The organism is Buttiauxella selenatireducens (assembly GCF_031432975.1).
GTDB lineage: Bacteria > Pseudomonadota > Gammaproteobacteria > Enterobacterales > Enterobacteriaceae > Buttiauxella > Buttiauxella selenatireducens.
In genome coordinates, this window is record NZ_CP133838.1 from 4,709,034 (window position 1) to 4,732,939 (window position 23,906).

At 50.4% G+C, this 23,906-nt stretch carries 24 protein-coding genes and 1 tRNA gene; 14 read left to right on the top strand and 11 right to left on the bottom strand.

Features of this window, described 5'->3' with window-relative positions:
- The first annotated feature begins 96 nt into the window (after window positions 1-96).
- The 11 genes from aspA to RHD99_RS21655 all read left to right on the top strand — a co-directional run bounded on the left by aspA (window position 97) and on the right by RHD99_RS21655 (window position 9,398).
- Entirely contained in the window at window positions 97-1,533 is a 1,437-nt protein-coding gene (aspA, locus tag RHD99_RS21605; RefSeq protein ID WP_270141091.1) for an aspartate ammonia-lyase, read from the top strand.
- A 112-nt stretch (window positions 1,534-1,645) separates the two neighbouring features.
- Complete coding sequence (locus tag RHD99_RS21610; RefSeq protein WP_309876518.1) at window positions 1,646-2,947, top strand: anaerobic C4-dicarboxylate transporter; 1,302 nt, start codon at window positions 1,646-1,648, stop codon at window positions 2,945-2,947.
- A 98-nt stretch (window positions 2,948-3,045) separates the two neighbouring features.
- Window positions 3,046-3,369 carry a divalent cation tolerance protein CutA gene (gene cutA, locus RHD99_RS21615; protein ID WP_183272513.1) on the top strand — a complete coding sequence of 108 codons (324 nt, stop codon included), beginning with the start codon at window positions 3,046-3,048 and terminating at the stop codon, window positions 3,367-3,369.
- The gene (locus RHD99_RS21620) at window positions 3,345-5,171 is read left to right on the top strand and encodes a protein-disulfide reductase DsbD (protein ID WP_309876520.1); all 1,827 of its coding nucleotides are present in this window, start codon (window positions 3,345-3,347) and stop codon (window positions 5,169-5,171) included. Before cutA ends, RHD99_RS21620 begins: the two co-directional genes overlap by 25 nt.
- A gap of 105 nt (window positions 5,172-5,276) precedes the next feature.
- A complete protein-coding gene (locus RHD99_RS21625; RefSeq protein WP_183272511.1) occupies window positions 5,277-5,852 on the top strand; it encodes a transcriptional regulator in 576 nt (191 codons plus the stop codon).
- 114 nt (window positions 5,853-5,966) lie between these two features.
- Window positions 5,967-6,042: transfer RNA gene (locus tag RHD99_RS21630), tRNA-Phe, on the top strand.
- Between the two features lie 287 nt (window positions 6,043-6,329).
- Window positions 6,330-6,737, top strand: coding sequence for a PPC domain-containing DNA-binding protein (locus RHD99_RS21635; protein ID WP_183272700.1), 408 nt, complete (start codon window positions 6,330-6,332; stop codon window positions 6,735-6,737).
- A 45-nt stretch (window positions 6,738-6,782) separates the two neighbouring features.
- The gene (locus RHD99_RS21640) at window positions 6,783-7,361 is read left to right on the top strand and encodes an ECF transporter S component (RefSeq protein WP_183272510.1); all 579 of its coding nucleotides are present in this window, start codon (window positions 6,783-6,785) and stop codon (window positions 7,359-7,361) included.
- Window positions 7,361-8,071 (top strand): energy-coupling factor transporter transmembrane component T, encoded by a 711-nt coding sequence (locus tag RHD99_RS21645; protein WP_183272509.1) that lies wholly within the window; start codon window positions 7,361-7,363, stop codon window positions 8,069-8,071. Before RHD99_RS21640 ends, RHD99_RS21645 begins: the two co-directional genes overlap by 1 nt.
- Complete coding sequence (locus RHD99_RS21650) at window positions 8,056-8,730, top strand: ABC transporter ATP-binding protein (protein WP_309876522.1); 675 nt, start codon at window positions 8,056-8,058, stop codon at window positions 8,728-8,730. The genes RHD99_RS21645 and RHD99_RS21650 overlap by 16 nt, the downstream gene beginning before the upstream one ends.
- Window positions 8,724-9,398: an ABC transporter ATP-binding protein gene (locus tag RHD99_RS21655; protein WP_309876524.1), complete on the top strand. Its 675-nt coding sequence runs from the start codon at window positions 8,724-8,726 to the stop codon at window positions 9,396-9,398. Before RHD99_RS21650 ends, RHD99_RS21655 begins: the two co-directional genes overlap by 7 nt.
- A 16-nt stretch (window positions 9,399-9,414) precedes the next feature.
- Here RHD99_RS21655 and RHD99_RS21660 read toward each other — a convergent pair whose 3' ends face one another.
- From RHD99_RS21660 to RHD99_RS21680, 5 genes are all read right to left on the bottom strand, one after another.
- Window positions 9,415-9,873 (bottom strand): GNAT family N-acetyltransferase, encoded by a 459-nt coding sequence (locus tag RHD99_RS21660; RefSeq protein ID WP_309876526.1) that lies wholly within the window; start codon window positions 9,871-9,873, stop codon window positions 9,415-9,417.
- A gap of 97 nt (window positions 9,874-9,970) precedes the next feature.
- Window positions 9,971-11,092 carry a DUF4056 domain-containing protein gene (locus tag RHD99_RS21665; protein ID WP_309876527.1) on the bottom strand — a complete coding sequence of 374 codons (1,122 nt, stop codon included), beginning with the start codon at window positions 11,090-11,092 and terminating at the stop codon, window positions 9,971-9,973.
- Window positions 11,092-12,225, bottom strand: coding sequence for a BamA/TamA family outer membrane protein (locus RHD99_RS21670; protein WP_309876529.1), 1,134 nt, complete (start codon window positions 12,223-12,225; stop codon window positions 11,092-11,094). The genes RHD99_RS21665 and RHD99_RS21670 overlap by 1 nt, the downstream gene beginning before the upstream one ends.
- Window positions 12,225-13,187, bottom strand: coding sequence for a hypothetical protein (locus RHD99_RS21675; RefSeq protein WP_309876530.1), 963 nt, complete (start codon window positions 13,185-13,187; stop codon window positions 12,225-12,227). The genes RHD99_RS21670 and RHD99_RS21675 overlap by 1 nt, the downstream gene beginning before the upstream one ends.
- A gap of 47 nt (window positions 13,188-13,234) precedes the next feature.
- Window positions 13,235-14,386 (bottom strand): BamA/TamA family outer membrane protein, encoded by a 1,152-nt coding sequence (locus RHD99_RS21680; protein ID WP_309876532.1) that lies wholly within the window; start codon window positions 14,384-14,386, stop codon window positions 13,235-13,237.
- 301 nt (window positions 14,387-14,687) lie between these two features.
- On the opposite strand from RHD99_RS21680, the gene RHD99_RS21685 reads away from it, so the two are divergent.
- Window positions 14,688-15,782: a GGDEF domain-containing protein gene (locus RHD99_RS21685; protein WP_309876534.1), complete on the top strand. Its 1,095-nt coding sequence runs from the start codon at window positions 14,688-14,690 to the stop codon at window positions 15,780-15,782.
- Between the two features lie 87 nt (window positions 15,783-15,869).
- On the opposite strand, the gene cspE is transcribed toward RHD99_RS21685, so the two are convergent.
- The 4 genes from cspE to RHD99_RS21705 all read right to left on the bottom strand — a co-directional run bounded on the left by cspE (window position 15,870) and on the right by RHD99_RS21705 (window position 20,540).
- A complete protein-coding gene (gene cspE, locus RHD99_RS21690; protein ID WP_034461105.1) occupies window positions 15,870-16,082 on the bottom strand; it encodes a transcription antiterminator/RNA stability regulator CspE in 213 nt (70 codons plus the stop codon).
- A gap of 308 nt (window positions 16,083-16,390) precedes the next feature.
- On the bottom strand, window positions 16,391-17,227 hold the full coding sequence (locus tag RHD99_RS21695) for a shikimate dehydrogenase family protein (RefSeq protein WP_309879232.1): 837 nt from the start codon (window positions 17,225-17,227) through the stop codon (window positions 16,391-16,393).
- Window positions 17,228-17,284: 57 nt separating this feature from the next.
- Window positions 17,285-18,601, bottom strand: a complete 1,317-nt coding sequence (locus tag RHD99_RS21700) for an MFS transporter (RefSeq protein WP_309876535.1) — start codon at window positions 18,599-18,601, stop codon at window positions 17,285-17,287.
- Window positions 18,602-18,674: 73 nt separating this feature from the next.
- Complete coding sequence (locus tag RHD99_RS21705) at window positions 18,675-20,540, bottom strand: bifunctional sugar phosphate isomerase/epimerase/4-hydroxyphenylpyruvate dioxygenase family protein (RefSeq protein WP_309876536.1); 1,866 nt, start codon at window positions 20,538-20,540, stop codon at window positions 18,675-18,677.
- Between the two features lie 193 nt (window positions 20,541-20,733).
- Between RHD99_RS21705 and yghU the strand changes: the two genes are divergently transcribed.
- Together yghU and RHD99_RS21715 are read left to right on the top strand one after the other, a co-directional pair.
- Entirely contained in the window at window positions 20,734-21,600 is an 867-nt protein-coding gene (yghU, locus tag RHD99_RS21710; RefSeq protein ID WP_309876539.1) for a glutathione-dependent disulfide-bond oxidoreductase, read from the top strand.
- 136 nt (window positions 21,601-21,736) lie between these two features.
- Complete coding sequence (locus RHD99_RS21715) at window positions 21,737-22,132, top strand: KPN_03583 family lipoprotein (protein ID WP_309876541.1); 396 nt, start codon at window positions 21,737-21,739, stop codon at window positions 22,130-22,132.
- A 55-nt stretch (window positions 22,133-22,187) separates the two neighbouring features.
- Here the strand turns inward: RHD99_RS21715 and RHD99_RS21720 are convergent, their stop codons facing one another.
- Window positions 22,188-22,589 carry a Spy/CpxP family protein refolding chaperone gene (locus RHD99_RS21720; RefSeq protein WP_309876542.1) on the bottom strand — a complete coding sequence of 134 codons (402 nt, stop codon included), beginning with the start codon at window positions 22,587-22,589 and terminating at the stop codon, window positions 22,188-22,190.
- 714 nt (window positions 22,590-23,303) lie between these two features.
- Window positions 23,304-23,846: a YfaZ family outer membrane protein gene (locus tag RHD99_RS21725; RefSeq protein ID WP_309876544.1), complete on the bottom strand. Its 543-nt coding sequence runs from the start codon at window positions 23,844-23,846 to the stop codon at window positions 23,304-23,306.
- Between the last annotated feature and the right edge of the window lie 60 nt (window positions 23,847-23,906).

Genomic DNA, 23,906 nt, shown 5'->3' on the forward strand with positions numbered 1-23,906 from the left:
CGAATATGGACATAATCGTCGGTCTATTCATCGCACGACCAAAGATCCTGTGCGTGCTGTGATCAACCAATGGCAGCTTTAATTAAGAAGGTTCACATGTTAAATAACATTCGTATCGAAGAAGATTTGTTGGGTACCAGGGAAGTGCCAGCGGATGCCTATTACGGTATTCATACTCTGAGAGCGATTGAAAACTTCTACATAAGTAACAGCAAAATCAGTGACATACCTGAGTTTGTGCGTGGCATGGTGATGGTTAAGAAAGCAGCGGCAATGGCGAACAAGGAGTTACAAACCATTCCGAAAAGCATCGCAAACACCATTATCCAGGCTTGTGATGAAGTTCTTAATAACGGCAAATGTATGGACCAATTCCCGGTGGACGTTTACCAGGGCGGTGCCGGTACCTCCGTTAACATGAATACCAACGAAGTGCTCGCCAACATTGGGCTTGAGCTGATGGGCCACCAGAAAGGTGAGTACCAGTACCTGAATCCGAACGATCATGTAAACAAATGCCAGTCCACCAACGATGCTTACCCAACTGGTTTCCGCATCGCGGTGTACGCTTCAATTGTGAAATTGGTTGATGCTATCAACCAGTTAGGTGATGGCTTCCAGCGCAAAGCGGTTGAGTTTGAAAACGTCCTGAAAATGGGCCGTACTCAGTTGCAAGACGCGGTTCCAATGACATTGGGCCAGGAATTCCATGCCTTCAACGTTCTGTTGAACGAAGAAACACGCAACCTGCTGCGCACCGCAGAACTGCTGCTGGAAGTCAACCTCGGCGCTACCGCTATCGGTACCCGCCTGAACACGCCTGAAGGTTATCAGCAACTGGCTGTGCAGAAACTGGCAGAAGTCAGCAATCTGGCATGTGTTCCTGCTGAAGACTTGATTGAAGCCACCTCCGACTGTGGCGCGTACGTGATGGTTCACAGCACGCTGAAACGTCTGGCGGTGAAATTGTCGAAGATCTGTAATGACCTTCGTCTGCTCTCCTCCGGCCCACGTGCGGGTCTGAACGAAATCAACCTGCCAGAACTGCAAGCGGGTTCTTCTATTATGCCTGCCAAAGTGAACCCGGTAATTCCAGAAGTGGTTAACCAGGTTTGCTTTAAAGTTATTGGGAACGACATCACCGTCACCATGGCTTCCGAAGCTGGTCAGTTGCAGTTGAACGTCATGGAACCGGTCATTGGCCAGGCGATGTTTGAGTCTATCCACATTCTGACTAACGCTTGCTACAATCTGCTGGAAAAATGCGTCGACGGTATTACCGCGAACAAAGAAGTGTGCGAAAGCTACGTCTACAACTCGATTGGTATTGTCACGTATCTGAACCCGTTCATTGGCCACCACAATGGCGATATCGTCGGGAAAATTTGTGCGGAGACCGGCAAAAGCGTGCGTGAAGTCGTGCTGGAGCGCGGCCTGCTCACCGAAGCCGAGCTGGATGATATTTTCTCCATCAACAACCTGATGCATCCAGTTTATAAAGCGAAGCGTTATACCGATGAAAATGAACAGTAATCTTTACGGTAGATAACAAAAGGCACGTCCAATGGACGTGCCTTTTTCATTTCTACTTTAAACAAAAACACAACATATAATTATCATATAAGCAAACACCAGGAAGGGAATTATGTTTGGAGCAGAACTCGTTATCGTGCTTTTGGCGATATATCTCGGAGCCCGACTCGGCGGCATAGGCATTGGCTTTGCTGGCGGTTTTGGCGTTCTGGTTTTAACCCTTATTTTTCAGGTTAAACCCGGGGCAATTCCGTTCGACGTTATTGAAATCATCATGGCAGTTATTGCCGCGATTGCCGCCATGCAGGTGGCTGGGGGAATGGACTACCTGGTAAGCCTTGCAGAAAAACTATTGCGTCGCCATCCCAAATACATCACCTTCCTCGCCCCGCTGGTCACCTGGTTTATGACCATTCTGGCGGGAACTGGCCACACTGCGTTTTCTACGCTGCCGGTGATTACTGAAGTTGCGAAAGAGCAAGGGATTCGCCCATCGCGCCCACTGTCTATCGCGGTTGTCGCGTCGCAAATTGCGATCACGGCTTCTCCGATTTCCGCAGCCGTGGTGTTCTTCTCGGGTATCCTTGAGCCTATGGGCATCAGTTACCTGACGCTGCTGGGTATCTGTATTCCTGTGACGCTCGTTGCGGTAATGCTGACGGCGGTGGTCTGTAACTTCCTCGGTTGCGAACTGAAAGACGATCCGGTGTACCAGGAACGTCTTGCTAAAGGTGAAGTGAAACTGCGCGGGACTAGCGTGTTTAACCTGAAGCCACACGCTAAACGCTCGGTTCTCCTGTTCCTTATCGGTATTGTCGCGGTGATGTTCTACGCCACCGCCATCAGCGATACCGTTGGCCTGATTAAAAACCCAATTCTGCCGCGTAACGAAGCGATTGTGGTGTTCATGCTGACCATCGCTACGCTTATCTGCGTCACCTGTAAAATTGATACCGGCGAAATCCTCAACGCCAGCACCTTCAAATCGGGTATGAGTGCGTGTATCTGCGTGCTGGGCGTGGCCTGGTTGGGTGACACCTTCGTCAAAAACCATATCCAGGATATTCAGGCTGTTGCAGGCGACTTACTGCAAAGTTATCCGTGGTTGTTAGCGGTGGTATTGTTCTTCGCCGCAACGCTGCTTTACTCTCAAGCAGCAACGACTAAAGCCCTGATGCCAGCAGCATTGATGCTCGGCGTAAGCCCGCTGACGGCCATCGCCTCTTTTGCTGCGGTTTCTGCATTGTTCGTCCTGCCGACTTACCCAACATTGTTGGCGGCGGTGGAAATGGACGATACCGGCTCGACGCGTATTGGTAAGTACGTGTTTAACCATGCGTTCTTAATTCCAGGGGTGATTGCTATCACGCTGTGCGTCATCCTCGGTTTTATCGTCGGCGGCATGGTTCTGTAAATCTTTTAAAACACGGGTCGCGCTGCGGCCCGTTTAACACCTCCCTTCTCTCCACCATGCTATAGTCAACCGCTGTTTCCCCAGATACGAGGTTTGCTATGCCAACAACCCAGGCTGTTGTCATCCTTTGTACTGCCCCTGACGAAGCCACCGCCCAAGACCTTGCCACCCTTGTGCTGTCTGAAAAACTGGCCGCCTGCGTCACCTTATTACCTGGTGCCACTTCGTTGTATTACTGGGAAGGGAAAATGGAACAGGAGTATGAGGTGCAGATGTTGCTAAAAAGCGATATCGACCATCAAGAAGCCTTGATAGCGTGTCTCAAATCGCATCACCCATACCAAACCCCTGAATTACTGGTTCTGCCAGTTACCCACGGAGATAGTGATTACCTCTCATGGCTCTACGCATCTTTGCGCTAATCTTTGCGCTTTTCAGCACCCACGCTTTTGCAGGCCTGTTCGATAACCAGAGCAAATCTCAATTTGTTCCTGTCGACCAGGCTTTTGCTTTCGATTTTCAGCAATCAGGAAACCAGCTCAACCTGAACTGGCAGATAAAACCTGGCTACTACCTTTATCGTCAGCAAATCAAGCTGACCCCGACGCAAGCTGAGCTCGCACCGCTGGAATTGCCGAAAGGCACCTGGCATGAAGACGAGTTCTACGGCAAGACCGAGATTTATACCCAGCAGCTCAATCTGCCCGTCACGCTTCAAACGGCAGCCAAAGGCGCGACCGTCAGCGTGACTTACCAGGGTTGTGCCGAAGCAGGGTTCTGTTATCCGCCTGAAACGCGCGTCGTGCCGCTGAGTGCTGTGGTTGCAGGTGATGAAAATCGCCCTCACCCTAACCCTCTCCCCCAGGAGAGGGAACAAACCTCTTCCTCTATTGCCACAACAGCTTCTTCCTCCCTCTCCCCTGGAGAGAAGGAATTAAGCACTGGAGCTTCTTCCTCCCTCTCCCTTGGGGAGAGGGCCGGGGTGAGGGGCTCAGACAATTCAACCACCACCCAGCTCCCGTTCTCCGCACTCTGGGCATTCCTGATCGGTATCGGCATCGCCTTCACGCCTTGCGTGCTGCCGATGTACCCACTGATTTCAGGCATCGTGTTGGGCGGAAAACAGCGCTTATCCACCGCTCGAGCCCTGCTTCTGACCTTTGTTTACGTGCAAGGAATGGCGCTGACCTATACCGCTCTGGGCCTGGTCGTCGCCGCTGCTGGCCTTCAATTCCAGGCCGCGCTGCAACACCCTTACGTGCTCATCGGGCTGTCAGCCCTCTTTGTGCTACTTGCCGCCTCGATGTTTGGGTTGTTTACGCTGCAACTGCCATCATCACTGCAAACGCGTCTGACGCTGATGAGTAATCGCCAGCAAGGTGGGTCAGCAGGTGGCGTCTTTGCGATGGGAGCCCTGGCCGGATTAATTTGCTCGCCTTGTACCACCGCACCATTGAGCGCCATCCTTCTGTACATCGCCCAAAGCGGGAACATGTGGCTAGGCGGCGGCACGTTGTACCTTTATGCGTTAGGTATGGGTCTGCCGCTGATGTTGATCACTGTTTTCGGCAACCGCCTGTTGCCAAAAAGCGGCCCGTGGATGGAAACTGTCAAAATCGCGTTTGGTTTTGTGATCCTCGCACTACCAGTATTTTTGCTGGAACGCATACTGGGAGAAACATGGGGGATTCGTTTGTGGGGATTGCTCGGCGTGGCGTTCTTTAGCTGGGCGTTTATCACGAGCCTGCACGCCAAAAAATCATGGATGCGCATCGTGCAGATCATTTTGCTTGGTGCGGCGCTGGTTTGTGCTCGCCCTGTGCAAGATTGGGCATTTGGCAGCACCGTCACGGCAAACCAGGCACAACTCAATTTCACGAAGATTGCCAACGTAGAGCAGTTAGACGCCGCGCTCGCTAATGCAAAAGGTCAGCCTGTTATGCTCGATTTGTACGCCGACTGGTGCGTGGCCTGCAAAGAGTTTGAAAAATACACCTTTAGCGATCCTAAAGTGCAGCAACGGTTGGCAAATACTGTTTTACTGCAAGCGGACGTTACAGCCAATAACGCGCAAGATGTCGCGCTGTTAAAGCATCTACAGGTTTTAGGGCTACCCACTATATTGTTCTTTGATGATCAAGGGCGCGAGCAGCCGGAAGCACGCGTGACAGGCTTTATGGATGCGAGCACGTTTGATGCGCATTTGCGCAATCAAGCACCGTAAACAACACTACTATGGGACGTACACTAAATAGTTCAAGTTGCATCGCAGCGGCAAGAGAACGCAGAAGCAGCTTGAAGTATGACGGGTACAAGGGAGGAGAATACCGTGCAACGCGAAGACGTACTTGAGCACGCCCTACACGTCCTAGAACGTGTGGGGATTGCAAGCACCACTCTGGAGATGGTCGCGAATGAAGCTGACTATCCGGTAAAAGAAATTCGTCAATTCTGGCCCGATACTGAAGCAGTGCTCTACGATGCCCTGCGCTATTTGAGCCAGCAAATTGATGTATGGCGTCGTCAGTTAATACTCGACGATGAGCTATCGCTGGAACAAAAACTACTGAAGCGCTACCAGGCGTTGACCGAATGCGTTAACAACCAGCGCTATCCGGGCTGCCTGTTTATCGCCGCTTGCACGTTTTATCCAGATGCGGCACATCCCATTCATCAACTGGCCGATCAACAGAAAAAAGCCGCATGGGAATTCACCCACGAGTTGCTGACGCAACTGGAAGTGGATGACCCAGCGATGGTGGCTCACCAAATGGAACTGGTGCTGGAAGGTTGTCTGAGCCGCTTACTGGTGAAGCGCAGCCAGGCAGATATCGAAACCGCTCGCCGACTGGCCGAAGACATTCTACGGTTTGCGCAGTGCCGACAGGGTGGCGCTTTAACGTGATGAGTGATTTTCTCGCCACTCTGCATGAAAAGCAGGCAGTTAAACGCATTTAACACCTTTTTTATGACAAAGCCGTTGACGGCAAACGGCCTTTACGGTTTAATGCGCCCCGTTGCCCGGATAGCTCAGTCGGTAGAGCAGGGGATTGAAAATCCCCGTGTCCTTGGTTCGATTCCGAGTCCGGGCACCACTATTTAGAAGAACCCGCCTATGGCGGGTTTTTTGCTTTCTGGGTTCTTTTAACTCGCCTGTCAGTAGCCTCTCCCCTTAAAAACTACACCCGCTTTAACTGATGTACGTCATATACATCACTAAAATCCGTCCTTATGATGTGCCCCAACGTCCGAGGTTCGGAGTTATCTGGAAATAATTACCCTCCCAAATGCTGCACCCTGCCCTCTCGACGCCACTTAACTCTATGCTTTGCTCTGAGCTTTAATTTTTGTCTCTCAAGAGGATCTCATCGTGGTGACATCTATGCCATCAACGGCACGTTTCTATGCTCTACGTCTGCTGCCACAACAAGAAGTGCTCAGTGCGTTACGCGATTTTATCCGTTTAAACGGGCTTCGTGCCGCGTGGATAAGCGGTTGCGTCGGTAGTCTGAGCGACGTCGCTTTTCGCTTTGCCGGGCGTGAAGAAACCACCTTATTGAGCGGGAAGTTTGAAGTGGTGTCGCTGATTGGCACGCTGGAAAAAGGTGGCGAACATCTTCATTTGTCGATAGCCGATGAAAATGGGCAGATGACTGGCGGCCATGTGATGGATGGTTGCCTGGTGCGCACAACACTTGAGCTGGTGATTGGGGAATTGAGCGAGATTTCATTTAGCCGACAACCTTGTACGCATTCGGGGTATGACGAACTGATCGTCACTCCTCGCTAAAAACACGCTAAACATTACTTGGTTCTTTTTATCTTTGAGGTATTTATGGCACGTAAAGGGTTGTCGAGTCAGACACTGGTTTTGATTGTCATTTCTATCGCGATCAACATGATTGCGGGTCAGTTAGTGTCGATGTTGAAATTGCCTATTTTCCTCGACTCTATCGGGACATTGCTCAGCGCCGTACTGGCGGGGCCAATTATCGGCATGCTGACAGGCTTACTGACGAATATTATTTGGGGATTATTAACCGATCCTATGGCGGCAGCTTTTGCCCCGGTAGCAATGGTCATCGGCCTGGTCGCAGGTTTACTGGCGCGTATTGGCTGGTTCCGTTCGCTGCCAAAAGTTATCGCCAGCGGCGTGGTGATCACTCTGGCGGTTACCGTCATTGCCGTGCCGATTCGTACTTATCTGTTTGGTGGCGTGACGGGCAGCGGTGCTGATTTCCTGGTTGCGTACGTGCATTCAATGGGCAACGACCTGATTGAATCCGTCGCCATGACGGTGCTGGGCGCGAACCTGGTGGATAAAATACTGACCGCAATCATTGTCTGGCTGCTGGTGCGTAACATGCCGCAACGCACGTTACGTAGCTTCCCAGCCATGGCAGCCGTTCGTTAATGCACCCTTTTACCTCCCTGACAATCTGGGTGGTGCTCGGCATCAGTAGTTTACTGATGCCGCTTGGTTATCCACTTCTGGTCTACAGTCTTGCCATATTCCTCGCGCTCATCCTGATGAAAAGCACCCGCCACCGCTGGCGTTATGTGGTGTGGATTATGCTACCGATGGCGGGCGGTTTATGGCTAGTACACAGTGGTTGGCTGGCGTGGTGGTTACACGGCGAGGTGCGAGATAACAGCCAGTTGCTGAGAGCCGCCGCTTTATGGTTGCGGTTATTAGCCTTGCTCAGCAGCGGGCAAATCCTGCTGCAATTTATGCCGACACAACGCTTTATCCGCGCGCTGTTTGCCAGCCGATTACCACTCTGGCTTTCCTATTTACTTGCCGGCCCTCTGCTGATTGTCGAGCAATTACGCGCACAACTGGCAGCCATCTATGAGGCACAGCTTGCACGCGGTGTCCCCCTTGATGGTCGCTGGTATCAACGCCTGCGCTACATCCCGGCGCTCGTGATGCCACTGACCCACAGTGCGCTGAATGATTTAACGGCCCGCAGTTCCGCACTGGATATGCGTGCATTCCGCCTGCACCCTAGGCGCACCACGCTTTGGGCTCCACCTGATAGCACTTTTCAGCGTGGTGTTCGCTACGTTCTGTTGTTGGTGATGATACTGGAAACCGGAGTCTGGCTATGGCTGTGGCACTGAATGCGCTGAGTTTTACCCCGCAAGGTAGCCGAGGCTGGCGGCTGCAAAATATCAATTTGCACTGCTCCACGCCGGGGCTCTACGGCATTAGCGGAGGCAATGGCAGCGGAAAAACGACGCTTGCGCAGCTTCTGGCAGGCTGTTTTCCTGACTTCTTACCGGGAACGTTAGTAGGCGAAGGACGAGTACTGGATACGGTATTAGGCTCGCTGCCGCTGGTGGAAATGGCGCAGCAAGTGCAATTGATCCAGCAAGCGCCACAACTACACCTGTCAGGATGCACCTTTAGCGTCGAAGAAGAGGTTGCCTTCGGGCCAGAAAATCTGTGTCTCAGTGAAGCCGAGATTATGGAACGCATCGACGAAGCGCTGACGTTTACCGATTGTCATGCGTTACGTTTACGCCATCCAGCCACCCTTTCTGGCGGTGAAGCGCAGCGTGTCGTGATGGCCTGTGCATTAGCGATGCGCCCGAAGTTATTAATCCTTGATGAAGCCTTTAGCCGCCTGACGCCGCAAGCGACCGCGGAATTATTGCAACGGCTGACAGACTACGCCCACCAGCAGCAGTGCATCATCATACTTTTTGAGCGTTCACTGGCACACGTTGCTGTCGAGTGCCGACAAACCTGGATGCTGACTGAGGGGACGTTATGCTAAACATTGAATCGCTGGAATTTCAGTGGCCTTCGGCGGCTCAGCCCACAATTAAAGGGGTGAACCTGACGGTTAACACTGGTGAATGGGTGGCGTTGATTGGCGATAACGGTGCAGGGAAATCCACACTGTTGCGTTTAATGGCCGGATTATTAAAACCGAACAGCGGGCAAGTCAGTTTACAGGGGAAAAACATCGCAAGCCTGAAAGCCGCACAGCGGGCGCCATTACTGGGGGTGTTATTTCAGGAAGCGGAGCGGCAAATATTCCACAATCGGGTATGGGATGAGATCGCGTTTGGTTTACGCCATCAGGGGATTAAAGGCGAGGCACTGGACGATAAAATTGCGCACACCCTCGCACTGTGTGAATTAACAGACGTTGCAGATGCTCATCCTCTGGACTTGCATGCCGGTCAACGCCGCATGATCGCCGTCGCAAGCCTCGCCGTCGTTGCACCACCGTTACTGCTATTAGATGAACCCAGCCGCGATTTTGATAGCCACTGGTTGGGGATTTTTAACAAGTGGCTCACGTGCTGCCGCGCTCAAGGTACGACCATTCTGACTATCAGCCATGATTATACGTTTGTAAAACAGCACTTCGCCCGCACTATCCGGCTTGCCGATGGACGGATTGCAGAGGATGGAGAAACTCAGCACATCCTCTGAGAGCGGTAAATGTTCACTACAATACTCGCGTCATAAAACGGCTGTTCGGGTCGAATTGATAATCAGCGAACGGTTCGCAATCGACAAAACCATGCTTGAGATAAAGTTGATGGCAGGCTGCAAATCCCGGTTGTGTCCCCGTTTCTAAGCTCAGGCGCTGTAAACCACGCTCGCGGGCAACGTGCAGGATGTGAACTAAAAACTGGTTAGCGACGCCACGGCGTAAAAATGCCGTGGCTGTGCGCATGGATTTCAGCTCGCCATGTCGTTCATCCAGCATTTTTAGAGCCCCAATTCCGGCTAACAGCTCCCCTTCCCACGCCGACCAGAAAGTCACCGCAGGGTCACGCAGCTTTTGCACATCCAACGCATGGCTGCTTTCTGGTGGAGACTGTTCCAGCATTCCAGAAATATGAAAAGCCACTAATGACTGCACCGCGTGATGTGTAAGATCATCAACTTTGATAGTGAACATGCTCTGTTTCCAAATGAGTGCTTTGAGAATCTACAACATATTTGCAACATCAAAGCGGACATCAGAAACCTCGTCCAATACAAAGTACTTATGACACTTACTTATTCATTCGCTGGAGCTGAATCTGATCGGCAGCTTTTGCCTGTTCTGCCAGCTCAGAAAACTGCGATGGCAGATAAAAACGCTCAGGCGCTTTAAGGCTGTGCATATCACTGCCGGTATGGATTTGTAGCTCCCCGAGCTGGCTTAGCGTAACGCCTGCAACCGTCGCGGGCATCTCCAAACGATAAGCCTGGGTATTTTCAAACGGCACTTTGGTCGGATAGCGGTTTTCACTCAAATCGTAGTTTCGATTGAGCACCAAAAATTTATCCGGCACCCGGCGCTTACTGTTCCACCAGTCACCGTCAACGGCGCGGAATTGCCTTTCGGTTTCAGCTTTACTGACCGCGCCAAGTTGCACCAACGCCTTGTGGAGCGCTTTATCCATCGCTTTATTGTATGAATCAACCGACCCCGCATTGCCGTGCAAAATCACGTTTATCGCAAGCCTTGCCCCTAATAAATTGGAATAGAGATCTTCTGGTGAGAAAGCGGATATTTCCTCAGGAAACCCCGGTACAGACTCGAAACCGTACCACTGGGCAATCTCATGCCATTGCGCGAGTTGAAATGCGAGATGCCCCGCAAGCCACGCCGCAATGGTGTAACGCTCAACCATGGAAGCAGGCGGTGTAAACGCATGCAGTTGAATGCGTCTGACTCCCAGCTCTTCGCTATAGAACAATCGCCAGTCCTGGCCGAGTCGGGAGTAAATCTGCGAGAAAAGATAAAAGGTATTATCGGCAGTATCACGGACGTGGGCGATGTCGATAAAACCACCACGATGGGTATAAATCAGGCCGCTTTTCTCTTCGCTCAGACCGACGATATTTTTGACCGCCCCCAGCGCACTGTCGTTATAGCGATGCTGGCCGAGCGTCGCGAGTGTCAGAATATTACCAATCTGGTAAACCGGAATCGGTACGCCAACGGCCCGCACTTTCAAGTCATAACCAAATGCGCAGCAAGGGCGCAAGGACTCAGGCGCAATCAAATCTTGTGCCACTGGCCACACACGCCGCGCCTGCTCGATGGGTAAAATATCGGCTGACTGCGGTTGCGCGCCATAACTCAAAGAGGCCACGCCCAGTAGCAGAGTAACAATCCAGACCCGCATTAAAATGCCTCCGCAACTTGAAAGTAAAAACCGGTACTCTCTTTGCCAAATCCCAGATCAAGACGGATGTTCATGTCCGGTTTAACCTCGAAGCGATAGCCCGCACCGAAAGTAGGTAACAATGGATGATCCCCAAGGTTTTGCGGGCTATCGCCCAATGCGCCCGCCCCCACCCACAGAACATAGCCATGTCGCCAGTTGAGCTTCTTACGGTATTCAATCTGAGTGCTGACCACGTCTTTATCGCGATAGCGCCCCTGATAATATCCGCGCAATCTATCGCTATCTCCCGCCTGAGATAAACGATCCCATGGCACATCACCCCGCGCAAAACGTCCCCAAAGATCAAACGCTAATACATCCTGATCATTGAGCGGGAAGTAATAATTATATTGCATCTCAAGCACGGAAAAATGGGTATCCGAGCCAATGGAAGGATCAAAAAGGCTGTATTCGGCGCTAAAAAATTGGCCGTGTTGCGGGCGGGTGATCACGTCTCGCGTATCGTAGTTAATGCTGGTGGTGACGCCGGAGCTTAGCGTCCTCCCGCCTGCATCGTAGCGGGAAAAATTATCGTCAGGATTCGGATCGTCAATGTTCTCAGCGTCATAGGTTGAAAAATCCCACCCCACGCCAACATACAGATTATCAACGATTTGGCGCATTATCTGCGGATGGAGACTAAACGATTGCTGGGTATATTTCTGCTCGTTGCCTTGCGCCGCGTCATAACCAATACCCCAAAACCCGGTTGGGATTTTCGCAAGCGATCCATCAACAAACAGCCGCCATTCGTCACCCGTGAAAAACGTGTAGTTTTTCATTCCCAAACCCAGCGCACCGCTGGTGCTGACAAATCCAGTTAAGGAAATAGATGAGTTTTGGGTTGCACGATCGTTGGGATCAACACGGTAAACGCCCGCCACGGCAGTCCCCAAACCCAGTTTCAATTCAGGGGTATAAAACGGCCCTGGCAGCACGCTCCAGTTAATACCTTTGCTGGCATCATATTGATTATCCGCGCCTAAATTTCCCAGAAAGCCGTCAATCTCTTCGCGCGTCATGGCTTCAGTACTCGCCGGTGCCATCATGAAACTAAGCAAACCCCAAAATAGCGCGCCGCGTTTGTTCATTAGAATCTGTATTCACCCGCGATGAAGAAGCTGTTGCGTTCGTTAAAGCCAAATTCAGTCAGCACATTGAAGTTCTTCGTAATTTCATACTGCGCCCCCACCAGCATGTTCCATGGCGAGCTCAGGTGTTGCTTGACGTCAAAGCGCCCATTTTCCACCACGCTGTCCAGCGCCGCAGGCAAACCTAAATCCGACAGATTCCCCTTAAACTCTTGTTCAACATCCTGATACATCGTGCCCACCCAGAGGCTCAGGTGTGAAGGGCCGGAAACACCCGGAAGCTCAAAACGATAACCCACACGCGGCGAAACCGTTAGCGCCGAAATTTTACCGTCGAGAATATCGAAACTGGTCTGCGTATAGTTGGTATCCAGCAGCGCGAACCAGTTTTCATAGCCCCCCGCCAGCGTCATCCCTGCACCGTAGGTCGTACCTTCAAATTTCAGGGTAAAGTCGAGATCCTGTAGCGCTCCACTCTCATAGCCCGCATGCACCGCCTGGGCAATGATCCGGTTCGGATCGAAGCGACCATATTGCGACGGATCGGCATCCACTGAGATTTGCGAAACGGAAGACCCTTTGGTATGCCCGAGAATGCCGTAGAAGTTGAGGAACGGAAACACCCACATATCAAGGCGCAGGTTTTCGGTTTCACTGCGCTCGCGGGTATCGCCGACGCCGATATTAAACAAGTCATCAGGGATCGGTCGGCCAGCAAAGCTCAGTCCCGTCAGGGCAATACTTTCGACATCGACGTTCTGGCGCATGTTCATATAACTGAGATTCACGCCAAACGGCAGTGGAATGGAATAACCACGTGCGCGCGCTTCATCTCCCCAGATTGGAAACGTGCTGCTCTCACTCGCCGTATCCGTTGATGCCCCAAATGCTCCGCCGGATAAAAACAGCAACGGCAGCGCGTAAACCCGACACTGCTGCACACCTTTTAATATTGATTTCATTAGGTTCTCTTTATAATTTGCTTTGTCAGTCTCGCGGTAAATTCCCTTTACAGACCCGCCCCCACGTTGAAATAGACCGCTTGTTCGTCGTCGCTAAATGCAACATCAATACCAGTATGTAACCCAAACTCGCGCGCGATGAGGTAACGGAAACCCCCACCCCACGCTACTTCAGTCGTCTGATAAAGCTCATCCACATTATTTGCAGCGCTTCCTGCGCCCACAAAACCCTGCAACACCCAGCGCGGCGTCATTTGCCACTCAAGCTGCGTTTGCACGGTACCGACATAATCACCTTGATAGCGATATCGCGAGATGCCTCGCAAATAGATATAGGGTCGCGCCATCGGCGGCAAATGGCTGTCAGCATTCGAAAGTGACTGATAATTTCCCGCCAACGCCAAAGTGAAATCGGCTCCGAGCGGCTGGAAGTATTTACCGTCAATGGTCAGCATGTTGTACCGATAATCGCCGCCGAGAAAGTTGGAATAAAACTGGTATTCGCCAGTGACCGACAAGCCACTGCGTGGGTAGAAAAAGTTATCTGTCGTGTCATATTCCATCAGCAACCCAACGCCCGAGGTCGAACTTTCCTCGCCAAGCACCCGCTGAAATGTACGGTTGATAAGCTTGTTATCGGCCGAGATTTTCATATTTGCATAGAATTGCGAACCACCAAGGAAAAACGGAGTATCTGCAACGCGGAACAGTAATTTTTGCATACCTCCGTACCCCTTTGTTTGGGTACTAATGCCTTTTCCGTTCTCAAAGCCTGCAATATCACCCGAATAAATATCAATATTTACATTGGCATAGCCAAGGCCGACCAGATATCGAATGCTGTCGTTGTTCCAGGTATGACGATGCCCACCGCCAACAAACCAGGTGCCATTTTGCGTCGCCCCTCCACCAAAAGCCGAAACGGCCGGAGGAATGGGTCGCCCATCGGGACGGTTTTTTGCCCTCCGACTGTCTTCAGTGTCATGCAAAAACAGGCCAAATAGCCCGCCTCCGTAACCTACTGCGGGTTCGGTTATCACCACCGGAACCGGTAAGAAGCCGTAGCGGTTTTCACTCAGGTACTGGCTCATATCCAGCATGCCGTCGCTATCATCAATAAACCCAGATGCACGGGCTTCTTCGGGCTGCCACAGCCCTGCCGATATAAGAACAGCGAGCAGGAACGTGAATTTATTCATAGCGTTTATCGGGTTGTACTGACGTTTGCAGCACGCAGGAGGTATACACAGGTGTCCATGCCAAAAGGAAAAGCAACGCCCTAATCATATGCATCATCCAGTAAAAATGTAATTTTGTTTTATTATTCAATCACACGAGAAATATCATTCCCGCCAAAGAACTGATTTGAGCATAGTCCAGCATCATGCACATTCAAGATAAAGTGGGAGAGGTTAAGGGGTTAGAGGGTGCGGATTTCAACGATGGCACAGCCTAAGCAAGCGCGGTATCATCAAAAAAACTTATTAAAGGCAGGCATTAATGGATATTAATCACAGCACTGGCGAAAATGTCATTACCAGCACCAAAGCCTATATGTGGTTTTTGTCTCTGAACATTATATTTTGCGCCTGGTTATTGTTGCGTAGCACTTATCGACTCGACGCCGACGCACTTCCTCAGATATTACAAATTCTGTGTGGTTGTATCGCTGCGCTCTCCGCCACCAATCTCATTATTACGCTCAATATAAAGAAGAATATCAACGACGGTTTCTACCACACCGTACTTCCTTTTGTGGTGCTGACTCTTGGATTGTTGTGGGCCGCTCTATTTATTAATTTCACCCTTTATTATCAAAACCCACTCATCACCTTGATAATGATCGTGTCGGTGTTACTCCCTGCCACCATTACCTTCTTTATTTCAGGGCGATTGTTGCTGCTTTTCTCCACACCTCTGGTGCTGTGTTTGTTGTATGTCGAGACTGCATTAAAAGAGCAATTTAGCCTGATGCAATTCATCGGCTCGCTGATCATGCTGTCAGTTATCTATTCTGCACGCTACATATTGCTGGAGTGGTATCAGCGCGTACAACGTAGCGAATACGAGAAGAACATCCTGATTAAAAAGTTGATGCAGCAGGCGCACTATGATGCCTTAACCGGCTTGTTCAACCGGCTGAGCATGGCGCGTTTTTTCGAAGAGTGTGTCAGCACCCTTTCCGGCAATAAGAAAAAGCTGTTCATGATTGTCCTGGATATCGATTATTTCAAACAGTACAACGATAGGTATGGCCATGTGGCCGGTGATAAATGCCTGATCAAAGTCTCACAATGTATTGAGCAATCCCTGCGTAAAGAGACTGACAGTGCGTTTCGTTTTGGCGGTGAGGAGTTTGTCGTCATGACGGTGTGTAACGATATTTCCCAGGTCAAAGCAATCAGCCACAGGATCCAACAAAATATTGCTCATGCCCATATTCTTCATGAGGGTTCGGCTATTTCTTCAGCGCTTACGGTCAGCCAGGGTATTGCGCAATGGAGCGAAGGTGTGACACTGGAAGGGTTGGTCGAACAGACCGATCAGCAACTTTATCAAGCGAAGCAAAACGGTAGAAATAGGGTTTGCTACTAAATTATCTGCTCCACGGAATCGATACCACAAAAACGAAAAAACCCGCCGAAGCGGGTTTTTAAATTTCTAGCTTAGTTAACGCTAACCTTACAGGCTAGTTACGTTACCAGCTGCTGGGCCTTTAGCGCCGTTCTCGATGGTGAAGGAAACTTTCTGGCCTTCATCAAGAGATTTGTAGCCATCGTTCTGGATAGCAGAGAAGTGTACGAACAGGTCTTTAGAACCGTCGTCTGGAGTGATGAAGCCGAAGCCTTTATCAGCGTTGAACCATTTTACCAGACCAGTCATTTTGTTAGACATGAATATTACCTTTTGAAATAAGTGTGCCTTACGGCGATTTGGTATGCTTTACAGATTTTATGAAGCGGTAGAGGAGCACACGACAAAGGGTATCCAGGGATGACTCTTGAAGGACTGCTTTACTAAGTTGCTTTAAAGGTCTGTACGTCAAACCGATGGGGCGTATTAACTCATGCTTAGGCGATGAATGACAAGGATTATTTTAGCCGTCCACAGGTCTGGAGCTAAAGCCCCCCTCTTTTAGCGCTTCGCTTAGAGGGGGTAAATGGCACCACAACACCCCCATGCTTTGCACTGCTAATCCATTGTTAGTAATCTATTTTTGCCACCCTACGCAGCGCTTCTGGCGTCACTTCTGGCAGGCCAAAAAACTCCATATATGCAGGAATCATCTCAAATAACATATCTGTTCCAGGTTGTATCTGGCAGTCTCTTTCCAGCGCTGCGCGTAAAAATGGCGTGATTTCGCTTTTCATCACCACTTCACCGACAAAACTTCCCGGCGTTATCGCGTTCATATCCATCGGCAGTTCGTCGCCAGCATTCATACCCAGCGGCGTTGCGTTCACGACAATGGAAAACGCCTTTGGGTTGCGCAAGTGGGTCTGCACGGTGAGCCACGGATAATGGCGACGCAGGCGTTTTGCCAGCTCTTCGCTGGTTGCCGTGCGGTTATCAAATAACGCTAGCGTATCGACACCAGCCGCCGCCAGCGACGCGGCAATAGCCGAACCGACTCCGCCGCATCCCACCACTAACGCCCGCGCCCCTTTCACCTGAACCCCTTTGCGCAACACGCCACGGACGAAACCGTCGCCATCAAACATATCGCCGCGCAAACTGCCATCCGCTTCACGACGAATGGCATTGCAGGCGCCGGCAATTTGCGCGGTAGGGCTTAGGCTTTGGACTAAGTCGCAGGTCGAGACTTTGTGCGGCATGGTCACCAACGCCCCCACAATATTGGTCAGACGAAATAGAGAAGGAATCATCTGCGCATAATCTTCGCCTTTCACCCCCATTGGCACCACTTTGATATCAATCCCTTGCTCTTCAAACCATGGGTTGTAAATCATCGGCGCTTTGAAGGTGGTGGTTGGGTAGCCCAGATGAGCGATTAACCGGGTATTGCCACTAATTTCCATTGCATCTTCCTCTTTAACGGCGTCACCGGGTTCTGCGACGCCGTTGCGCATCATTAATTAATCATCCAGTTCAATACGTTTGATATCGCCAAGAATAAAGACATACGACAATACGCCCAGCAGCGCTGCTCCGCCGATGTAGACCAGCGCATAGAAGAAGTTGCCCGTTGCCGCGACGATAAAACCGATGATGAGCGGCGTGATGATAGAGGCAAGGTTTGAGCAGAAGTTAAATAAGCCGCCGGTCAGCCCCGCCAGATTCTTCGGCGCCATATCGGAAATCAGCGTCCACCCTAGCCCCACCATTCCCTGCCCAAAGAAGGCAACGGACATCACCGAAATCACCAGCGCGTCCGTCGGCATCCAGTTAGCCGAGATGATCAGGCTCGCCATCAACAGGCCAGCGATAATCGGCAATTTACGCGCGATGTTCACCGAACCCGTGCGTTTCAGTATTTGATCAGACACCCATCCACCAAACATCACGCCAACGGCGGCGGCGAGGAACGGCAGAATGGCGAAAAAGCCCACTTTCAGCCAGGGCATATGGCGTTCGGTTGCGAGATAGGTTGGGAACCAGGTCAGGAAGAAGACTAACGTGGTATTCCCGGCAAACTGGCCGATCCCCGCACCGAGGATCTGGCGGCATTTCACCAGTTTGGCCACGTTCGCCCAACTGAAGTTCATCTTCGGCTCAGGTTCTGCTTCTTTTCGGTCATGGCCGATGTATTCCAGCTCAAGCTGGTTAGCCGTTTTCGACTCATGCGGCTCGTGATAAAAACGCCACCACACCAACACAAACAAGATCCCCGCAATGCCGACGGTGATAAACAGCGTCCGCCAGCCGAAGGTTTCCATAATAAAGAACAACAACGGCGCAAATGCCGCGAGGCCGATGTATTCCCCTACGGTATACACCGCCGTAGCACGGGCGCGTTCGTGTTGCGGGAACCATTTGCCAACCACGCGGCTATTCACCGGGAAGCACGGTGCCTCACTAATCCCCAATCCTAAACGGCATAGCAGCAGAGTTTTCAGCCCCATGGTTAAACCGTGGAATAAGGTAAATGCCGACCAGAAAAACAGCGCCAGTGCATAGGTGATTTTGTTGCCAAAGCGGTCGAGGAAGATGCCACCGGGTATTTGCATAGCCGCGTAAGTCCAGGCAAACGCAGAAAACACGATCCCCATCGTTGCCGCACCAATGCCGAGATCGGCACTCAACTGCGGCGCGGCGATACCTAATACCGTTCGGTCGAGGTAGTTAATCATGGTTCCAATAGCCAGAAGGGTCAGGATAACCAGCCGGGTACGGGAGCGTTTCTCTACACCAGTTTTCGGGGCGGCAATGTCGCCCTGGCCATAACTCGCCATTTTTTATTCCTCTGTCTGTAGGTTGCAGGTGTTCTAATTGAACCTGATGGTTCATTTATTGTTTTAAATCGCATTAACGCATTTGCATCGCCGCCAGACGAACCGCCGCGTTGGTTGCTCCATATTGTTGATAATCGCCTCGCCGCTCGACCAATTCAAAGAAGAAACGATCGGGGCGGAAAGGTGGTGTGTAGACGTGTAAAAACTCCTGCTGCCGGGCATCTCGCTCATAAAGGATATCCAGACGTTCCAGACCTTGTAATAACGAATTGTTTACCCCGTAACGCGCCAGCAAGTCGCCATAATAATTCGCCGGGATCGGCAGCAATTCCAGACCGTTAGCTTGCAGACTTTCAACGGTTGCCGGTAAATCATCACAGGAAAATGCCACGTGTTGCAGCCCGGTGCCCTGATAACTCGCCACCGAACGTGCGATTTGAGTATCCAGGCTGTGCGACATATTTAATGGCAAGCGAATCGAATGACAGGGGCTGTGCATGACCTGGCTTCTGACCAACCCGTACGGGTCCGGCACACTCAACTCGTTATCCAGCTCAAAGCCAAACACCGCGCGGAAAAACATAATCCAGTTATCGCGACTGCCTTCGACCAAGCCTAACGCCAGGTGATCGATGCCGCGCAAAGCGCCCGAGGCCGCGGGATCTGAAAGTTTAAAATCTGTCTGATAAATATCCCTCTCGCCTATATCTGGCGCTTCAATCAGATAAATTAAGCTGCCATCTGGGGCGCAAATTGCCGCCAGCGCTCGCTCGTCTGGGCCATGTTCTTCATGCCAGATGGGATAGCCATAATCCTGCGCACGCTTGAGCACATTTGCCGCCCCCTTGACGCGCCACGCCATAGCGCAAAGCGAAACACCGTGACGGCGATGAAACTCATCTGCCCAACTGTGTGACTGATGGTTGATGATCACATTCACGCCACCGTTACGCCACAGCGAAACATCTTTTGAACGGTGCTCCCCAGCCAGCGCAAACCCCAGCGGTTGCAGCGCTTCACCCAGGGCGACGGCATCCTGGGCATCCGTGGCAAACTCTAAAAATTCGATGCCCTGATAACTGGCCTGAGGCGCACTGTGGAACAACGGCGCATCAATGTGTGGATTGTTATTCCAGGTCTGCTCTTCCAGCCAAAGCAGCGAACGATAGCCATCTTTTGCGGTTGGCGCGTTTGGCGTGGCACGGAAATTGTCGTTGAAAATTTCCAGCGACCACGGGCCACGATACCCTTTCTCTGTCAGCAGTCGGGTAAATTCAACTACCGGTAGTTCACCTTGCCCCGGGAAGCAGCGGAAATGGCGACTCCACTCAAGCACATCCATTTTCATCAGTGGCGCATCGGCCAATTGCAGGAAGGTGATTTTCTCCAGTGGAATGTCATCAAGATTAATCAACTGGTCGCCGAGAGACAGCACATGGAAACTGTCCAGCACCAGCCCTAACGCCGGGCTGTTAACTTGCTTAACCCGTTCCCAGGCCTGACGATAACGGTTCACATGTGTGCCCCAGGCCAGCGCCTCATAGCCAACAGTAATTTCATTTTGTTGTGCTAATTCAGCCAGATGTGCAAGGTCGCTCACTTGTAAATCAATATTCGCGGAGCAGTCCGGTGCCACGTTGCTACACAGCAACATGGTGTTGCACCCCAGCTCCTGCATCAGAGCAAATTTACGCCGCGCGCGTTCCAGGTTGCTGGCAAACTGCGGGCGCGATGCTCCTTCAAAATCCCGGAATGGCTGAAATAGCGTGATGGAAAGCCCAAGATCAGCCGCCATTTTTCGCACGTCGGCGGGTGTTCCGGGGTAATAGAGCAAGTCATTTTCGAAGATTTCGACACCGTCAAAACCCGCAGCCGAGATTGCGGCCAGTTTTTCTGGCAACGTGCCAGAGAGAGATACGGTTGCAATTGAACGCTGCATGTTGGCTCCAGGGGATCGGGGTAAGTGGGTTAATGTTGTATCATTTGGTTCATATTGCAAACTTATAGTTAATTAATTGTTACCCCAGATCACACCGCCAGAAGTTAAAAAAAATAGCGGGCGATTACCGAACAAAACAAAGAGGGGTTACACTTTTTAGTCACTCCCCTGGCAACTAAAAGGCCGACACAACATGTCAGATAATAACTATCAGCCCCCAAAAGTTTGGACGTGGAAAAAAGGCGAAGGCGGCACCTTTGCTAACATCAACCGCCCGATTGCAGGCCCAACCCATGAGCGCACGTTGCCCATCGGCAAGCACCCGTTGCAGCTCTATTCCCTTGGTACACCGAATGGGCAGAAGGTAACCATTCTGCTTGAGGAGTTGCTGGCGATAGGCGTAAGCGAGGCAGAATACGATGCTCACCTGATTCGAATCGGCGAAGGGGACCAGTTCTCCAGTGGCTTTGTTGAAGTGAACCCGAATTCGAAAATTCCGGCGTTGATGGACCATTCAGTCACACCACCGATTCGCGTCTTCGAGTCCGGTGCAATCCTGTTGTATCTGGCGGAGAAGTTCGGCCATTTCTTACCAAAGGATCTTGCGGCACGCACCGAAACGTTGAACTGGCTGTTCTGGCTGCAAGGTTCCGCCCCTTACCTCGGCGGCGGGTTTGGTCACTTCTACAACTACGCCCCCATGAAAATCGAGTACGCCATTAATCGCTTTGCAATGGAAACCAAGCGCCAACTCGATGTGCTCGACCGACAACTGGCGACGCATCGCTTTATTGCTGGCGAGGAATATACCATTGCCGATATCGCTATCTGGCCGTGGTACGGCAGCCTGGCAAAAGGTGGGTTGTATGACGCGGCAGAGTTCCTCGACATAGCTTCATATAAAAACTTCGTGCGTTGGGCCGATGAAGTGGCAAATCGTCCTGCGGTGAAACGTGGGCGCATTGTGAATCGCACGTTCGGGGAGCCATCTGAGCAGTTACACGAACGCCATGATGCGTCTGATTTTGAGTTACGCACCGAAGATAAACTGGCGAAATAACATTCTCATGGCAGGTTGCAACCGTGGCCTGCCTATTTTATCGTTTAAAAATAAACAAACTTAATAGTGTTTCAAGATAACCGTGCAGGTAAGTTGCCGTCTGAGTTAATCAGTAAGCAAACTGCAAGGAAATACCGTGTTCAAGAAATCTATCCTGTTATTCACCCTTATTCTCGCTGGTTGCGCTAATCCTGGAGATGATAAGGTCGAAGCGTTAAATACTCTCGACTTCCAGGCTAGCCCGAAAACGTCTACTGTCGCTAACGGCAACCCTGTGGAATTAGAAAGCCTGCACAACATCAATCAGAAAGCCATTGCCAGCCTGACGTCAGAGATTAAAGCGGCACATGTGAATGGCCTGAGAAGTGATGATGTTCTTGCTAATCGCGATGGAATCGATAACGTGTTTCAGGCGCTGACACGGCTTGAAGAGTTTAATGAGTTGAACAATATCTATCTGAAAGATCAGAATAAAAATGGTCTTGTACAGATTGGCAATGCATTAAAACCTCTCACCGAGAAAAACTCCTGAACGTCAATTAAAAGGATGTCCTGATGACATCCTTTTAAAATTCCTACAAAGCCAATCAGTAAAGTTGTTTCTCAATCAGCAACTGCTGTAAATGCTGCTTTTGTTCCGCAGTGAGCACTCGGCTGACATTAAACACGTATTTTGCTCGCTGGTAGCGCACCTGACTCTGAATGTCCCCAATGGCAGAAAGTTGTTTCTTCGCCGCACTGTCATCCCACACGCCAGATTTGAACATACTCACAATGGCATCCTGAGCCAAAGCATCAGTATTAATCTTACTGATCTCTTTTTGTGCCTCATCACGCAGTGCCTTCACCGTCTTTATTTGTTCTGGTGTCAGATTTAATTGCTGTGCCAGGCTATCTTGCGGCAGCGTTTCTGTTGAGGTAGATGCAGAAGCCATACCTGAAAAAGTCAGAGCTGTTGCCATCATGGCAATTTTAATCATTTTCTTCATTCGATACCCTTAAAAATAATAAGTAACAATTCCAATAGCACCCTTATATTAATAACGCAGCAAGAATGACATTGAAAATCCTTAGTCGTTTATTTTTAAACAAATAAATTAACTATTTGCTAACAACGTTCACTAAAACATTGCAGGTATGTAATCTGGCGCCCCCTATATTGGGAATAGATTTTATTAGCCTGTATTTTTGCAGTGAATTATTATTAAAAATAAAGGTGAAAATTCCTAATTTTTATTTTAATGACACGCCATCCAATCAATATATTTGTCCTGGAAAGTGTCGTGAGAATTGATGCTGCTTTATACCCTGACTTGCGAAATATTATAAAAGTGTTTAATTTCAATCAGTAATAACGACGCATAGTAAAAAGCCACACTATGTTGCCATAGTGTGGCTTCGTACTGCTTACTTATTTGATGGTTGCTTACTTAGCTCACATCCCTATGAGCTACAGGCAGCATAAAGTTAATAAGCCAGGCATTCAAAATGCATTCTTATTTAAAAATAAATCTCATTTTTTTGATAAAAAAAACCCGCCGGACGGGCGGGATTATTGTATTGGCACTGCAAGATGCACAAACAATATTAAAGGATCGAATCACTCGAATTGATGATATCAATGAGGCTTGATGTCTCAACGTGATAATTGTAGTGCGTGATAATTTCTGCGGCAAATTTATTCATGTGTAAAAATAAACTTCTCAGAAGCTAAAATTAACCCCGGCGTAAGCGCCGTCCGCTAAGATATTGTCGCTACGGCCATCTTTCCCTTCCATACCAACATAACGGTACCCGCCATCCACGGAGAATGTTTTGTTAACATTCCAGCGAAGACCCGCATTGGCTTCACCGTACTGTGCAACACCACTTGAGAGCGAATCAGGTGAAAAATAAGCATCACCAAACAGAGTAAAATGTTCACCAAGTGGAAGCTGCGCACCGCCACCAACAGCAACGGCATAACCTTCGTCGTTATCATCCGGGTTCAGATAAAGTGTTTTGCCCCCGAGGGTAATCAACACGGAACCCAACGGAATATTCCAGCCTAAACCCAGACTCGCAACATCACCGTCATTATCGTTGTGCGCCCAGTTGCCACTGAAGGTAAAACCGGGTTCATTTGCACCAAAACTCATCCCCACGTTGGTCCATTTAGAACCCGCCTCACCGTGAAATGAAACTGCATTCGCCGAACCTGCGGCCAGTGTCGCAACAACCAGATAAGCCACTTTTAAATATTTCATCGTTTCCTCTTTTCTACATAGGGTTTTCAGATCAAAAAAAAGCCCGATAGGCACAAATGC

Coding starts and splice junctions, on each gene's coding strand:
- RHD99_RS21635 (WP_183272700.1), top strand. CDS start 6,330: ATGCCATCAACGGCACGTTTCTATGCTCTACGTCTGCTGCCACAACAA.
- cutA (WP_183272513.1), top strand. CDS start 3,046: ATGCCAACAACCCAGGCTGTTGTCATCCTTTGTACTGCCCCTGACGAA.
- RHD99_RS21665 (WP_309876527.1), bottom strand. CDS start 11,092: ATGCGGGTCTGGATTGTTACTCTGCTACTGGGCGTGGCCTCTTTGAGT.
- RHD99_RS21645 (WP_183272509.1), top strand. CDS start 7,361: ATGCACCCTTTTACCTCCCTGACAATCTGGGTGGTGCTCGGCATCAGT.
- RHD99_RS21640 (WP_183272510.1), top strand. CDS start 6,783: ATGGCACGTAAAGGGTTGTCGAGTCAGACACTGGTTTTGATTGTCATT.
- RHD99_RS21655 (WP_309876524.1), top strand. CDS start 8,724: ATGCTAAACATTGAATCGCTGGAATTTCAGTGGCCTTCGGCGGCTCAG.
- RHD99_RS21620 (WP_309876520.1), top strand. CDS start 3,345: ATGGCTCTACGCATCTTTGCGCTAATCTTTGCGCTTTTCAGCACCCAC.
- aspA (WP_270141091.1), top strand. CDS start 97: ATGTTAAATAACATTCGTATCGAAGAAGATTTGTTGGGTACCAGGGAA.
- RHD99_RS21720 (WP_309876542.1), bottom strand. CDS start 22,589: ATGAAGAAAATGATTAAAATTGCCATGATGGCAACAGCTCTGACTTTT.
- RHD99_RS21705 (WP_309876536.1), bottom strand. CDS start 20,540: ATGCAGCGTTCAATTGCAACCGTATCTCTCTCTGGCACGTTGCCAGAA.
- yghU (WP_309876539.1), top strand. CDS start 20,734: ATGTCAGATAATAACTATCAGCCCCCAAAAGTTTGGACGTGGAAAAAA.
- RHD99_RS21725 (WP_309876544.1), bottom strand. CDS start 23,846: ATGAAATATTTAAAAGTGGCTTATCTGGTTGTTGCGACACTGGCCGCA.
- cspE (WP_034461105.1), bottom strand. CDS start 16,082: ATGTCTAACAAAATGACTGGTCTGGTAAAATGGTTCAACGCTGATAAA.
- RHD99_RS21675 (WP_309876530.1), bottom strand. CDS start 13,187: ATGAAATCAATATTAAAAGGTGTGCAGCAGTGTCGGGTTTACGCGCTG.
- RHD99_RS21685 (WP_309876534.1), top strand. CDS start 14,688: ATGGATATTAATCACAGCACTGGCGAAAATGTCATTACCAGCACCAAA.
- RHD99_RS21680 (WP_309876532.1), bottom strand. CDS start 14,386: ATGAATAAATTCACGTTCCTGCTCGCTGTTCTTATATCGGCAGGGCTG.
- RHD99_RS21670 (WP_309876529.1), bottom strand. CDS start 12,225: ATGAACAAACGCGGCGCGCTATTTTGGGGTTTGCTTAGTTTCATGATG.
- RHD99_RS21700 (WP_309876535.1), bottom strand. CDS start 18,601: ATGGCGAGTTATGGCCAGGGCGACATTGCCGCCCCGAAAACTGGTGTA.
- RHD99_RS21650 (WP_309876522.1), top strand. CDS start 8,056: ATGGCTGTGGCACTGAATGCGCTGAGTTTTACCCCGCAAGGTAGCCGA.
- RHD99_RS21695 (WP_309879232.1), bottom strand. CDS start 17,227: ATGGAAATTAGTGGCAATACCCGGTTAATCGCTCATCTGGGCTACCCA.
- RHD99_RS21610 (WP_309876518.1), top strand. CDS start 1,646: ATGTTTGGAGCAGAACTCGTTATCGTGCTTTTGGCGATATATCTCGGA.
- RHD99_RS21660 (WP_309876526.1), bottom strand. CDS start 9,873: ATGTTCACTATCAAAGTTGATGATCTTACACATCACGCGGTGCAGTCA.